Source organism: Synechococcus sp. CBW1006, from assembly GCF_015840525.1.
In the GTDB taxonomy this organism is placed as follows: Bacteria; Cyanobacteriota; Cyanobacteriia; order PCC-6307; family Cyanobiaceae; genus CBW1002.
Genome location: NZ_CP060396.1, coordinates 1,743,755 through 1,755,586, shown reverse-complemented (window position 1 = coordinate 1,755,586; position 11,832 = coordinate 1,743,755). Strand labels below are relative to the sequence as shown.

The following is an 11,832-nucleotide window of genomic DNA, read 5'->3' as shown; positions in this document are numbered from 1 at the left end:
ACTTGACCTCTTCGATCCCCCCCGCCGCCGATCCGAACGCCTCGGCCCCCAGTGATCGGCTCTGGCTGCGCTCGGAGCTGATGGGCACCCTGGTGATCACCCGCGACACCGGACGCCGCCTCGGGGTGGTGGGAGAAGTGGTGGTGGACATCGATCGCCGCGAGGTGGTGGCCCTGGGTCTGCGCGACAACCCCCTGACCCGCTTCCTGCCCGGCCTGCCCCGCTGGATGCCCCTGGACCGGATCCGCCAGGTGGGCGATGTGATCCTGGTGGATTCGGCCGACTCCCTGGCGGAGGGCTTCAATCCGGACCGCTACAGCAAAGTGATCAACTGCCAGGTGATCACCGAGGCGGGCGAGACCCTGGGCCGGGTGCTGGGCTTCAGCTTTGACATCGAGACCGGCGAACTCACCACCCTGGTGCTGGGCGCCGTGGGCGTACCCCTGCTGGGTGAGGGCGTGCTCAGCACCTGGGAGCTGCCTGTGGAGGAGGTGGTCAGCAGCGGGCCGGATCGGATCATCGTGTACGAAGGCGCTGACGAAAAGCTCAAGCAGCTGGGCTCGGGGCTGCTCGAAAAACTCGGCATCGGCGGACCCAGCTGGGAGCAGGAGGAACGGGAGCGCTACCGCCAGTCGATGGTGCCGGTGGAGAACCAGCTCGCCGCCGGCCAGCCCGCCGCCCAGGAACAACGGCGCATCCAACCCGCCACCAGCCGCTCCTTTGCGCCACGGGAAGAGCTGGAATACGTCGAACTGGAGGAACGCCGCCAGCGCGAGCCCCTGCGTCAGCGTCGCTATCTCGATGAGGACGAGCAGGAGTACCGCTCCTCCCCCTCCAGAGGCCCTGAACGGCTGTCCGATCCCCGTGGTGACCTTGATCGCGGCCCCAGTCCCCGCGAGGATTTTGGCCGGGTGAGCGAGGAGCCGGAGATCCGGCGTGGCCCGTTGCCCAGCCGCCGGCCGGCAGCACCGGCCGATCCCCTCGACGTGGACGCCGAAGACCTCACCGATCCCTGGTGAGAGGGGCGGTCAGCCCTCACGAAACGCCAGAGATGCGGAGTTGACGCAGTAGCGCTGGCCCGTGGGACGCGGGCCATCGTTGAACACGTGGCCGAGATGGCTGTCGCAGCGCGCGCAGCGGATTTCGGTCCGGACCATGCCGTGGCTGCTGTCGGTCAGCGTTTTGATGGCGCCGCTGTCGACACCTTCCCAGAAGCTGGGCCAACCGGTACCGGAGTCGAACTTGCTGGCGGAACTGAACAGCTCGGCACCGCAGCAGACGCAGTGGTACATGCCGCTGCCCTTGTGGTTCCAGTAGACGCCGCTGAAGGCCCGCTCGGTACCACCCTGACGGGTCACGGCGTACTGCTCGGGCGTGAGACGCTGACGCCATTCGGCGTCGGACGCCTCAACAAACGACGGAGCTTCGGAACTGAAGCTGCCTGACGTGCAGCTGGCCCCGGGCTGAACATCCGACATCGCGATCAAACAGCGCTGGAGGATCAGCCTAGGCAGCGCTGATCGGGGGCAGCAGGCCTCGCACCAGCTCGGCCAGGGAGGCCACGGCACCGGGTTGGCCGCGCAGGCTGCGCAGGTCGTCGCGCAGGCCCGCCAGCCGGGCCGGATGGTCGAGCCAGTCGGCCGCCTCCGCAGCGATCTCGGCCGGGGTGATCGCCCCCACCCGCTCCGGCACCACGAGGCGGCCCGCGGAGATGTTCGGCCAGGCCAGGAAGCCGCGCTGCCGCATGCGCCAGGCCGTCAGGGCCACCCCCAGCAGCCAGCGCAGGATCGGCAACCGTGCCAGGAGTCCGATCCCGCCATCCCAGGCCTGCATCACCGCGAGATGCTGGGTCGGCACCAGCACCAGCATCGGCACCCCCAGCGCCCCGAGCTCGGCGGTGTTGGCACCCACGGTGGTGAGCGCCAGCCGACACTGACTCAGGGCCCCATGCACCGGATGGGTCTCGAGCAGGTCGATGCGAGTGCCGGCAGGCGTCACCAGGGCACGGCCCCCGGCCAAGGGGGATGGGGCGGTGCCGGAGCCAGGCGCCGGCAGAGCGCGCTCCAACCTCGGTTCGCCGGTGCCGTAGTGCTGCTGGATCGGATTGGCCGGCCCGGCGTAGGCCAGCAGCTCCTGGACCGACGTGGTGGGCGCCACCGGCAGCAGGAAGCGGCAGCCCGGCCGCAGGGCCGCCAGACGATCGGCCGTGTCCAGCAGGAAGGGCATGCCCACCTGCAGCTTGGCCCGCTTGGAGCCCGGCAGCAACGCCACCCACTCCCCCGGCGGCAGCGGAGCTTCATCGCGGGCCTGCGCCGACAGGTCGGCCATCAGATCGCCCACCACGGTGCAGCGCTGGCGCCAGCGGGGCTTGAGCCGGTCGGCCGCGGCTGGCCCCATGGCGGCGATCCGGTCGTTCCAACGGGGCCAGCGCGCCACCCATTCGGCATAGGTGAGGTGGCGATAACCGAGCCGGGCCGAGAGCAGCACGGTCCAGAACTGGTCACCGCCCAGAAACACCACCACTCCCTGACGCGGCCAGGCGGCATGGCGGCGCGGACGCAGCAGCAGGCCCCAGAAGCGGTGGGCCGGCCAGATCCGCTCGAACAGCTGCCAGCCCTCGGCGACGCCATGCTCCGCTCCGGTGGCATTGGGACAGGGCACCAGCACCAGCCGCAGACTGAAGGGTGCATCCGGAACCAGGGGCCTCAGGGGCAGGAGCTCGTGCAGCCGCCGCGCCAGGGGACGAACCCAGGTGGTGAGCTCACCCGGGCCATTGCACACCAGCGTGATGGCGGCAGTGGAATCCGGCACGGAGCGGACCACCTGATGGAGAGCAGGGTGTGAAAAAAGAGTGCGGATGGCGAGACTTGAACTCGCAAGACCGAAGTCACACGCCCCTCAAACGTGCGTGTCTACCAATTCCACCACATCCGCAGGGATCGTCTGGAGGCCAGGCTCCATCCGGGTGGGAGACGGCCGGAACCGCTCGGCCAGCAATATACCTAGCGCCCGTCCCCACGGATCTGCGCCCTGGGATCGCGTCGGGGATGGCAAGGGGGCCTGTGAGCGCTGATACAGTCCGCTCCGGCCTGCACGCAGCGGCCAGCCCGCAGTTTCCACTGCCCCGTCCCTGCCTCGTTCGCGGATGCCCATCGGCAAACTGCTGATCGCCAACCGTGGCGAGATCGCCCTACGCATCATTCGCAGTTGCCGCGAGCTCGGCATTGCCACGGTGGCCGTCTACAGCACGGTCGATCGCAACGCTCTGCACGTTCAGCTGGCCGATGAAGCGGTCTGCGTGGGCGAAGCCCCCAGCAGCAAGAGTTACCTCAACATCCCTAATATCCTGGCGGCCGCCACCTCCCGCGGTGCCGACGCCATCCATCCCGGCTACGGCTTCCTGGCCGAGAACGACCGCTTCGCCGAGATCTGCGCCGACCACGGCATCACCTTCGTCGGCCCCTCGCCCGAGGCGATCCGGGCCATGGGCGACAAGTCGACTGCCAAGGCCACGATGCAGGCGGTGGGAGTCCCCACCATCCCCGGCAGCGAGGGACTGCTGGCCACGGCAGCCGAAGCGGCCAGCCTCGCCGCCACCATGGGCTACCCGGTGATGATCAAGGCCACCGCCGGCGGGGGTGGTCGGGGCATGCGGCTCGTGCCGAGCGCCGATCAGCTGGAGAAGCTGTTCAAGGCGGCCCAGGGGGAAGCGGAAGCCGCCTTCGGCAACCCGGGCCTCTACATGGAGAAATTCATCGACCGCCCCCGGCACGTGGAGGTGCAGGTGCTGGCGGATCGCCACGGCAACGTGGTGCACCTGGGTGAGCGCGACTGCTCCATCCAGCGCCGCCATCAGAAGCTGCTCGAGGAAGCCCCGAGCGTGGCGATCAACGCCGATCTGCGGCGCCAGATGGGAGAGGCGGCGGTGGCCGCAGCCCGCAGCATCGGCTACGAGGGTGCCGGCACCGTGGAATTCCTGGTGGACCGCGAGGGCAAGTTCTATTTCATGGAGATGAACACCCGCATCCAGGTGGAGCATCCCGTCACCGAGATGGTGACCGGAGTCGACCTGATCGCCGAACAACTGCGCATTGCCGGCGGCGAACCGATCAGCGTCCGGCAGGACGAGATCAAACTCACCGGCCATGCCATCGAGTGCCGCATCAATGCCGAGGACCCTCGCCAGAACTTCCGCCCAGCCCCGGGCCGGATCACGGGCTGGCTGCCGCCTGGTGGTCCTGGCGTGCGGGTGGACAGCCACGTCTACACGGGCTACGAGATCCCACCCTTCTACGACTCGCTGATCGGCAAGCTGATCGTCTGGGGGGTGGACCGGGAGGCCGCCATCAAGCGGATGCACCGTGCCCTGTCCGAGTGTGCGGTGACCGGCATCCCCACCACGATCGACTTCCACCTGGCTCTGCTGGATCGCCCCGAGTTCCGCAGCGGCGATCTCCACACCAAATTCGTTGAAGAGGAGATGCTGCCCTTCTAGGGCGCCATGGCCAGGCCGAAAGCGCCGCCTTTGAATTGCAGAACGGCAACCAGGCCAAGGCCCTGAGCCACAGCCCCTAAGCCACAGTCGAGCTGCGCAGCAGCATCAGGGTGAGCAGACCCTGCTGGCCCACCAGCAGTTCGCGCACCAGGCTGATCAGGCCCACCCACACCACCGGGGTGACATCCACCCCGCCGATCGGTTGGATCAGGCGGCGGGTGGGGGCCAGCAGGGGCTCGGTGGGGACGCTCACCAGCCGCATCACCCCCTTGGCCAGATCGATCTGGGGGTACCAGGTGAGCACGATGCGAAACAGGAACAGCAGCGTCCAGCCCGCCAGCAGCAGCCCCAGCAGCAGGTGTGCCAGCGGCAGCAGCTCCAGGCGGGGCAAGGCAGGGGGCGTCACAAAGCTCTAAGCGGCTGGAAAGGAATCGTAGGAACCCGCCAGCGCTGCCTAAGATCGCCCTTCAAACCCTTGGCGTCTGCGACGCCATCGCCGCCATGACTCCTTCCCTCGCCAACTTCCTGAGCAGCCTCGCCTGGGGGGCGGTGATCGTGGTCATCCCGATCACCCTGGCGCTGGTGCTGATCAGCCAGAACGACCAGGTCGACCGTCGCCTCTGATCAGAACATCCACGCCGGGTCCTTACAGTGGAGCTGACGCTCCGTTGGACCGTGCGCTGTGGTTAATGCCAGTCTGAACTGGGCCAGCATCGTTGGCATCGTGCTGGCGGTAGGTGGGGCCTTCCTCTATTTCATGAGGAGCTTTAAGCCTGCACTGGCCCGCGATTACGACGTCTTCTTTGCCGCCGTGGGCCTGCTCTGCGGTGGCATTCTCTTTTTTCAGGGCTGGCGTCTCGATCCGATCCTCCAGTTCGGTCAGTTCCTGCTGGCCGGCACCACGGTGTTCTTCGCCTATGAGAGCGTGCGTCTGCGGGGCGTGACCACCGAACAGGCACGACGCTCGTCCTACTTCGAAGACGAGGACCCGATCGAACCGTCCCGCCCCCGCATGGGTGGCGGCCGCGACTACGACGACGACTACGACCGGTTCGATGAGCCCCAGCCGGTGCGCCGTGGCATCCGCTCCCGCGATCCCGACGACGGAGACCAGGACGATTTCTACCGACCCAGCCGGGTCAGCCGTGCCGCCATTCCGGAGCGTGCGGCAAGCCGGCGATCCAGTGGCAGTGACCAGTGGGACAACGCTGGTCCTGGTCCAGACGAGCGATCCGGACGCCCGCCCCGCAGAGCTGCAGGCGATCTTCGTGGTGAGACCCGGGGCGATGCCCGGGGCGAAGACGACAGGCCACCACGGGCCTCCCGCTATGCAGCAGGTGCCCCTCAGGGCGACAGCGGCAGCTTCGGAGCCCGCCGGCGCCAACGGGAGACCACCCCGGAACCGCGCCGCGGCAGCCGGCCCGGCGCCACCGATGGGATGCCACGCTCCAGCCGCCGCCCCAGTGGCTCTCCCGACACCTCCAGCTGGGGCAGCTCCACCGGGGTGGGCCCCGCCGGAACCCCTCCGCCGCGCAGCTCAGCCCAGCCGGGCCCAGGATCGCCTGGCCCGGCCCCGGGTGTTCCGCAGGGCACCTCCTACCGCAGCCGCCCAGGCGCTTCCGCATCAGTGAGCGATGCGGAGTTCACGCCGGTGAGGCCCACGGAGCCAGGCCCAGCTCCTGGCCAGACCACAGGTCCCACCCGGACCAACACGCCCAGCGACACCAGCCCGTCCCGGGATAACAGCTCCCGGTTCGACGACTGAGACCTCCAGCCGGCCTCAGCCTGGCCCTGCTGATCGGCTTGTCTGGCTGCGCCCTTCCCTGGGGGCTGCGGCGCCAGGCCGCCGTACCGTTGGGGCTGGGTGCTGAAGGCCGGGAGCAACCGGCCCTCAGCGGCGACGGACGCCTGCTCGCCTCCCTGGTCGAGCGCGGCGGCCGTACCACGGTGCTGCTGCAGGAGCGGCGCAGCGGCAAGGTGCTGCCCCTGCGCCATCTACGCACGCATCAGCCGCACGCCTCACCCTCGCTGAGCTGGAACGGTCGCTACCTGGCCTTGCTGATCCAGCGGGGCCAGCGCCGCGATGCCGTGATCGAAGATCGGCTCAGGGGCTCCCTGTTGCCATTGCGCCTGGGCGGTGATCGGGAACCGCAGCGGCTGAGCCTCGCCCCCGATGGCCAGCGGATCGCCATTGAGATGGTGGTGGCCGGCCGCCGCCAGGTCGAGGTCTACGACCTTGGCGGCTGGCTGGAGCCGGATCTGCCGGGTGCCCAGGCCTTGCAGGGTGGTGGCCCTGGCCCGCAGCCATGAGAAGCCGCGTCCGCCTGGCGAGCCTTCGGTTGATCCCGTTGGCACTGGCCGCCCTGCTGGGCGGATGTCTCGGAGGCGGGCCGCGTCCCCTGTTCGGACTCAACGCCCAACTGGCCCGGGAGGGCAGCAGCCACGACCCGGCCCTGGCAGGGCCCTGGCTGGCCTTGATCCGCGGACGGCAGGGACGGGAGCGGGCAGAGCTGCTGGATCTGCGGCGCACAGCTCCCGTGCCAGTGCCGGGCCTGAACCGGCCCGATGCCCAGCCCCTGAGTCTCTCGGTAGATCAGCGGGGAGAGCGCCTCGCCCTGGTGCGCCAGCTGGAGGGACGCACCGAACTGCTGCTCTATCGCCGCTCGTTGCAGAGCCTGCAGCGGATCCCCATCGAACCGGCCGGAGTGCCGCGCCTGGTGAGCCTCAGCGCCGATGGCAGGGTGCTGGCCGTGCAGGTGAGCCGCGGCGGACTCTGGCAGGTGGATCTGATCGAGCTGCCGTGAGCGCTCAGGGCACCAAGCCGGCCCAGTGCAGGAAGGTGTCGCGGCTGAAGGCCTCAATCAGCAGCACCGCCGCAAATCCGAGCATGGCGAAGCGACCGTTCACCCGCTCGGCATAGCCGCTCCAACCGAACGCGGGCTGGTCGGGCGTGGTGGCACTGGTCGCCGGAACGTTGGCGTCAACTGGGCTGTCGGCAGGGGCTCCGGCGGCGTCTGGGCTGGTGGCGGAGCTCATCGATTCAGGCATGGCGTCCCACGTCATAGCCGGCCGCCGGTAACAACCGCCAGCCGCCACGACCATCGAGTTCGAGAACCGTGTCGTGGAACGCCGTGAGAGTGGGGCGATGGCCCACGCTCACGAAGGCCATGTCCCGCTGGACCAACAGGTCGTAGAGATGCCGTTCGGTGGCCACATCGAGGGCACTGGTGGCCTCATCGAGCACCACGAAGCGGGGCGCGCTCAGCAGCAGGCGTGCGAAGGCGAGACGCTGCTGCTCCCCCAGCGACAACAGCCGGGGCCAGTCCTGAATGATGTCGAGATCGGGATAGCGATGCACCAGCTCCGGCAGCTTGACCTGTTCGAGCACATGGCGCAGTTGCTCATCACTGAAGCGATCGCTGGGCTGGGGATAGCAGAGCTGCTCCCGCAGGCTGCCCAGGATCATGTAGGGCTTCTGGGGAATGAACAGCAGCTCGCCTTCGGGGGGGCGCTGCACGGCACCCGCCCCAGCCGGCCAGAGGCCACTCACCAGACGGAGGAAGGAGGTCTTGCCGCAACCGGAAGGCCCCACCACCAGCAGGCGCTGGTCGGCACCGATCTCGAGGCTGAGGTCGTGGATCAGCACGCGCTGGGTGCGCGGCGGCACCAGATCCACATGACTCACCAGGATCGAATCGGGCCGCACCGCCAGGCCATCGGAACCGATCGGCGCTACCGCGCCTGCCCCCCCAGGGGAACCGGTCAGTCGCTGCTCACTCGCCTCGAGCTCGGCCATCTCACGACCGATCTCCTCGACCTTGCCCTGGAAACCCTCAAGACGGCTGATCGAAGCGGAGAAAGCGGCCAGCTGGTCGATGTTGTTGACGATATAACTCACCGAGAACAGAACCTGGCTGAAGGCAATACTGGCCTGGCCGAAGACACCGAAATCGACCTCCTTGGCGAAGTAGATCGGCGCGATCACCAGCCAGGGCAGGAAGCGGGAGAAGTAGTCGTAGGAGCGCTGGATCACACTGATCATCGCCGTCCAGACGATCAGGCGGTCATAGTTGCGAATCGCGCCGCTCAGCCGACGCCCGGCCTCCTTGCCCTCCTGACCTTCGCCGCGATAGAAGGCGATCGCCTCGGCGTTGTCACGGATATGGACGAGGCCGTAGCGGAAGTCGGCCTCAAGCTTGAGCTGCTGGTAGTTGAGGATCACCAGCTTGCGACTGGCGAAAACGATCAACGCCGTACCGAACACGGAATAGGCCAGCAACAGCAGCGCCAGTCGACTGTTGATGCTCCACAAGACGATAATGAAACTGAAGAATGTCAGCAGAGCCGAGAGGATCTCAACCGTGACACTCAGACTGGTCGAGGTGAAGCTGGCCGCATCCTGCGAAATCCGCTGATCAGGGTTATCGATCTCCTCGGCAGATTCGTCGTTGGGATTCAGAACATAGTAGGCACGATTGGTGAGATAGCGTGTCAGCAAACGACCGCTCAGCCACTCTCTCCAGAGCAGCCCCAACTTGGGGATGAGATAGCTCTGAATCGCCCGGATCGGCAAGGCCAACACCAGGCAGAAGGCATAGATCGCCACCGTTTTCCAGAATCCATCCTGGTCATAGGCCACCAAGGTGTTATCGACATTGCGGGCAACAAAGCTGATGCCCACGTTGATGCCATTGATCACCAGGATCAGCAGGGTGATCACCCCCAGCAGCAGCCACGGCAGCCAGCGCCCCTGACGCAGCCGGCCCCGCAGAGCTCCGAAGGCAGCCAGGCCCGCCACGAACAGCAGCATCACCACAGCCCCGATCGGCCCCTGCCAGATCGCGTTGATCTGCTGCGGCACCCCCGGCAGGAAGCGGTCGCGCAGGTCGGGAATGAAGGCCCCTGCCCCGGCCACCACGGCGGTGAAAATCAGCAGCGTGACTCCCACCACCACCGCCACCAGGGCCAGCACCAGCAGCAGGAACTGGCCGGCACTGCTCTCCTCCACCGGCAGGAAATAGGGCTGGGCCAGGCGCTGCAGCTTCGCGAGCTGATCGCGGAACGCCTTGAGCGGATTCATGGAGCGCAGCAGATCAGGTCATTGTCGCCGCTGCCGTCCCCTGGCCTGGCCCCCCGCCTCAGCCGGGGGGCCAGGCCAGGGGACGGCCGCCGATCACGTGCACATGCAGATGGAACACGGTCTGCCCCGCCTCGGCCCCGGAGTTGATCACCGTGCGCCAGCTGCTGAGGCCCTCCTGGCGCGCCACCTTCGCCGCCACCAGGAGGAGGTGGCCGAGCAGGGCCCCATGCTCCTCGCCGGCATCCGCCAGCTGGGCCAGGGGCTCACGCGGGATCACCAGCACATGCACCGGGGCCTGGGGGGCCACATCCCGAAAGGCCAGGCAGAGATCGTCGGCATACACCTCGTCGCAGGGGATCTCACCACGCAGGATGCGCCCGAAGATCGTGTCGCCGCTGGCCATGGCACCGGAAGGGGATGAGACGGGGGTGGCACTGACACTGCAGCGACCCCTGGCGTGATGTTGGCACGATCCTGCAGTGCGGCCCTGCAGGGCCTGGAGGCTGTGCCGGTGCAGGTGGAAGTGGACATCGCCCCCGGGCTGCCCGGCCTGCAGATGGTGGGACTGGCGGATACGGCGATTCAGGAGGCGCGGGAGCGGGTGCGGGCGGCAATCCGCAACAGCGGCCTCAAGGTGCCGCTGACCCGGGTGGTGGTGAGCCTGGCGCCGGCGGATCTGCGCAAGGAAGGGCCCTGGTTCGACCTGCCGATCGCCCTTGGGATGCTGGTGGCCAGCGGCCAGCTGCCGCAGGCGCGACTGGAGGGGATCTGGAGTGCGGCGGAACTGGGGTTGGACGGGCGGCTGCGGCCGGTCCGTGGCGTGCTGGCCCATGCCCTGGCGGCCAGCCGCGGTGGGGCCAGGGCCCTCGTGGTGCCACGGGCCAATGCCGCCGAAGCCGCCTTGGTGGAGACCCTGCCCCTCTGGCCGGCGGACACCCTGCAGGAGGTGCTGGAACTGCTGCGGGATCCCAGCAAGGCCCCGCCACCGGGATCGCTGAGCCCGGCGGCCACTCGGCAACCGGGCCCTGGAGATCAACGGGAACCCGTGGATCCCGATCGCCCCCAGGGAGGTCGCAGCGATCTCGATCTGGCCGACGTGGAAGGGCAGCAGCACGGACGGCGCGCCCTCGAGATCGCTGCGGCGGGCCATCACCATCTGCTGCTGGTGGGTCCGCCAGGCAGCGGCAAGACGATGCTGGCGCGGCGCCTGGCGGGTCTGATGCCGCCCCTGGAGCGGGACGAAGCCCTCGAACTCACCCAGCTGCATTCGGTGGCAGGCCTCCTCCGCGCTGAAACCAGCCTGCTGCTGCAGAGGCCTTTCCGCAGCCCGCATCACAGCTGCACCGCCGCTGCGCTGATCGGCGGCGGGGCCCATCCCAGGCCCGGCGAACTCAGCCTGGCCCACCAGGGCGTTCTGTTCCTCGATGAGCTCACCGAGTTTCGCCGGGAGGTGTTGGAACTGCTGCGCCAGCCCCTGGAGGAGGGGGAGGTGTGGATCAGCCGCAACCGCCTGCGCTGCCGCTTTCCCTGCCGCACCACCCTGGTGGCGGCCACCAACCCCTGCCCCTGCGGCTGGCATGGGGATCCTCAGCGGGCCTGCAGCTGTGGCGTCGTGCAGCGGCGGCGCTACTGGAACCGGCTGTCCGGCCCCCTGCTGGATCGAATTGATCTGCAGGTGGTGATGCAGCGCCCATCCGCCGCCTCCCTGGCCCGCCGCTACGGGTACGGGGCAGCGGCACAGGGAACCACCAGGTCAGGCAGTGCAGCGGCTGCAAACTCCATCTCTGCCGGGACTGGCACCATCCACGAAGGTGCCGAACAGACAGGCCTGCCGGAATCCAGCGCCATCGTGGCCGGCAGGGTGGCAGCGGCTCGCACCAGCATGCGTCGCCACAATCCGCAGGGCTGCGCCAACGCCGCACTGCCGGCGGCGGAGCTGCGCCGGGTCCTCAACCCCAGCCCGGCGGCACTGGAACTGTGGGAGGCCAGCGTGCACCACCGCCAGCTGAGCGCGCGGGCGGCGGAGCGGGTGCTGCGCGTCGCCCGCACCATCGCCGACCTGGAGCAGGCCCGCACTGAGCTTGCACATGTTGGCGTGAGCCAAGCGCTGCTCGACCAGGTGCAGTCAGACGATGCAGATTCCACCGAACGGATGCCGGTGAGCGAGCGGGCCGTGGCCGAGGCCCTCAGTTATCGCTCCTTTGACGGCCTCACGCAGGATCGGAGCTGAGCGGGGGCCAAAAGCCCTGAGCGGAGA

The 11,832-nt window shown here is 68.4% G+C and carries 13 protein-coding genes and 1 tRNA gene; 7 read left to right on the top strand and 7 right to left on the bottom strand.

The features are described from left to right. Positions 1-2 precede the first annotated feature (2 nt). Positions 3-1,019 carry a PRC-barrel domain-containing protein gene (locus H8F26_RS08405; protein ID WP_197158736.1) on the top strand — a complete coding sequence of 339 codons (1,017 nt, stop codon included), beginning with the start codon at positions 3-5 and terminating at the stop codon, positions 1,017-1,019. Between the two features lie 9 nt (positions 1,020-1,028). On the opposite strand, the gene msrB is transcribed toward H8F26_RS08405, so the two are convergent. From msrB to H8F26_RS08390, 3 genes are all read right to left on the bottom strand, one after another. Then, on the bottom strand, positions 1,029-1,478 hold the full coding sequence (gene msrB / locus H8F26_RS08400) for a peptide-methionine (R)-S-oxide reductase MsrB (RefSeq protein WP_197158735.1): 450 nt from the start codon (positions 1,476-1,478) through the stop codon (positions 1,029-1,031). A 28-nt stretch (positions 1,479-1,506) separates the two neighbouring features. Then, complete coding sequence (locus tag H8F26_RS08395; RefSeq protein WP_231605556.1) at positions 1,507-2,811, bottom strand: glycosyl transferase; 1,305 nt, start codon at positions 2,809-2,811, stop codon at positions 1,507-1,509. Positions 2,812-2,852: 41 nt separating this feature from the next. Then, positions 2,853-2,934 (bottom strand) — tRNA-Leu (locus H8F26_RS08390). Between the two features lie 211 nt (positions 2,935-3,145). Between H8F26_RS08390 and accC the strand changes: the two genes are divergently transcribed. After that, entirely contained in the window at positions 3,146-4,495 is a 1,350-nt protein-coding gene (accC, locus tag H8F26_RS08385; protein ID WP_197158733.1) for an acetyl-CoA carboxylase biotin carboxylase subunit, read from the top strand. 76 nt (positions 4,496-4,571) lie between these two features. Here accC and H8F26_RS08380 read toward each other — a convergent pair whose 3' ends face one another. Next, entirely contained in the window at positions 4,572-4,901 is a 330-nt protein-coding gene (locus H8F26_RS08380; protein ID WP_197158732.1) for a YggT family protein, read from the bottom strand. 95 nt (positions 4,902-4,996) lie between these two features. Here H8F26_RS08380 and psbX point away from each other — a divergent pair, with 95 nt between their 5' ends. Genes psbX through H8F26_RS08360 form a run of 4 tightly spaced genes read left to right on the top strand, consistent with a single transcriptional unit; the run spans position 4,997 to position 7,299 of the window. Continuing rightward, on the top strand, positions 4,997-5,119 hold the full coding sequence (psbX, locus tag H8F26_RS08375) for a photosystem II reaction center X protein (RefSeq protein ID WP_197158731.1): 123 nt from the start codon (positions 4,997-4,999) through the stop codon (positions 5,117-5,119). A 58-nt stretch (positions 5,120-5,177) separates the two neighbouring features. Then, complete coding sequence (locus H8F26_RS08370; RefSeq protein WP_197158730.1) at positions 5,178-6,260, top strand: Ycf66 family protein; 1,083 nt, start codon at positions 5,178-5,180, stop codon at positions 6,258-6,260. A 38-nt stretch (positions 6,261-6,298) separates the two neighbouring features. Then, positions 6,299-6,805: a Tol biopolymer transporter periplasmic protein gene (locus H8F26_RS08365; protein WP_197158729.1), complete on the top strand. Its 507-nt coding sequence runs from the start codon at positions 6,299-6,301 to the stop codon at positions 6,803-6,805. Further along, positions 6,802-7,299 (top strand): hypothetical protein, encoded by a 498-nt coding sequence (locus tag H8F26_RS08360; protein ID WP_197158728.1) that lies wholly within the window; start codon positions 6,802-6,804, stop codon positions 7,297-7,299. The genes H8F26_RS08365 and H8F26_RS08360 overlap by 4 nt, the downstream gene beginning before the upstream one ends. A gap of 4 nt (positions 7,300-7,303) precedes the next feature. Here H8F26_RS08360 and H8F26_RS08355 read toward each other — a convergent pair whose 3' ends face one another. The 3 genes from H8F26_RS08355 to H8F26_RS08345 are packed head-to-tail and all read right to left on the bottom strand — an operon-like array spanning position 7,304 to position 9,978. Beyond that, a complete protein-coding gene (locus tag H8F26_RS08355; protein WP_231605554.1) occupies positions 7,304-7,531 on the bottom strand; it encodes a chlorophyll a/b-binding protein in 228 nt (75 codons plus the stop codon). Positions 7,532-7,535: 4 nt separating this feature from the next. Beyond that, on the bottom strand, positions 7,536-9,575 hold the full coding sequence (locus H8F26_RS08350) for an ABC transporter ATP-binding protein/permease (protein ID WP_197158726.1): 2,040 nt from the start codon (positions 9,573-9,575) through the stop codon (positions 7,536-7,538). A gap of 58 nt (positions 9,576-9,633) precedes the next feature. Beyond that, on the bottom strand, positions 9,634-9,978 hold the full coding sequence (locus tag H8F26_RS08345) for a histidine triad nucleotide-binding protein (RefSeq protein ID WP_197158725.1): 345 nt from the start codon (positions 9,976-9,978) through the stop codon (positions 9,634-9,636). A 57-nt stretch (positions 9,979-10,035) separates the two neighbouring features. On the opposite strand from H8F26_RS08345, the gene H8F26_RS08340 reads away from it, so the two are divergent. Next, complete coding sequence (locus tag H8F26_RS08340; protein WP_197158724.1) at positions 10,036-11,805, top strand: YifB family Mg chelatase-like AAA ATPase; 1,770 nt, start codon at positions 10,036-10,038, stop codon at positions 11,803-11,805. Positions 11,806-11,832: the final 27 nt, after the last annotated feature.

Coding starts and splice junctions, on each gene's coding strand:
- msrB (WP_197158735.1), bottom strand. CDS start 1,478: ATGTCGGATGTTCAGCCCGGGGCCAGCTGCACGTCAGGCAGCTTCAGT.
- accC (WP_197158733.1), top strand. CDS start 3,146: ATGCCCATCGGCAAACTGCTGATCGCCAACCGTGGCGAGATCGCCCTA.
- psbX (WP_197158731.1), top strand. CDS start 4,997: ATGACTCCTTCCCTCGCCAACTTCCTGAGCAGCCTCGCCTGGGGGGCG.
- H8F26_RS08360 (WP_197158728.1), top strand. CDS start 6,802: ATGAGAAGCCGCGTCCGCCTGGCGAGCCTTCGGTTGATCCCGTTGGCA.
- H8F26_RS08355 (WP_231605554.1), bottom strand. CDS start 7,531: ATGAGCTCCGCCACCAGCCCAGACGCCGCCGGAGCCCCTGCCGACAGC.
- H8F26_RS08350 (WP_197158726.1), bottom strand. CDS start 9,575: ATGAATCCGCTCAAGGCGTTCCGCGATCAGCTCGCGAAGCTGCAGCGC.
- H8F26_RS08345 (WP_197158725.1), bottom strand. CDS start 9,978: ATGGCCAGCGGCGACACGATCTTCGGGCGCATCCTGCGTGGTGAGATC.
- H8F26_RS08340 (WP_197158724.1), top strand. CDS start 10,036: ATGTTGGCACGATCCTGCAGTGCGGCCCTGCAGGGCCTGGAGGCTGTG.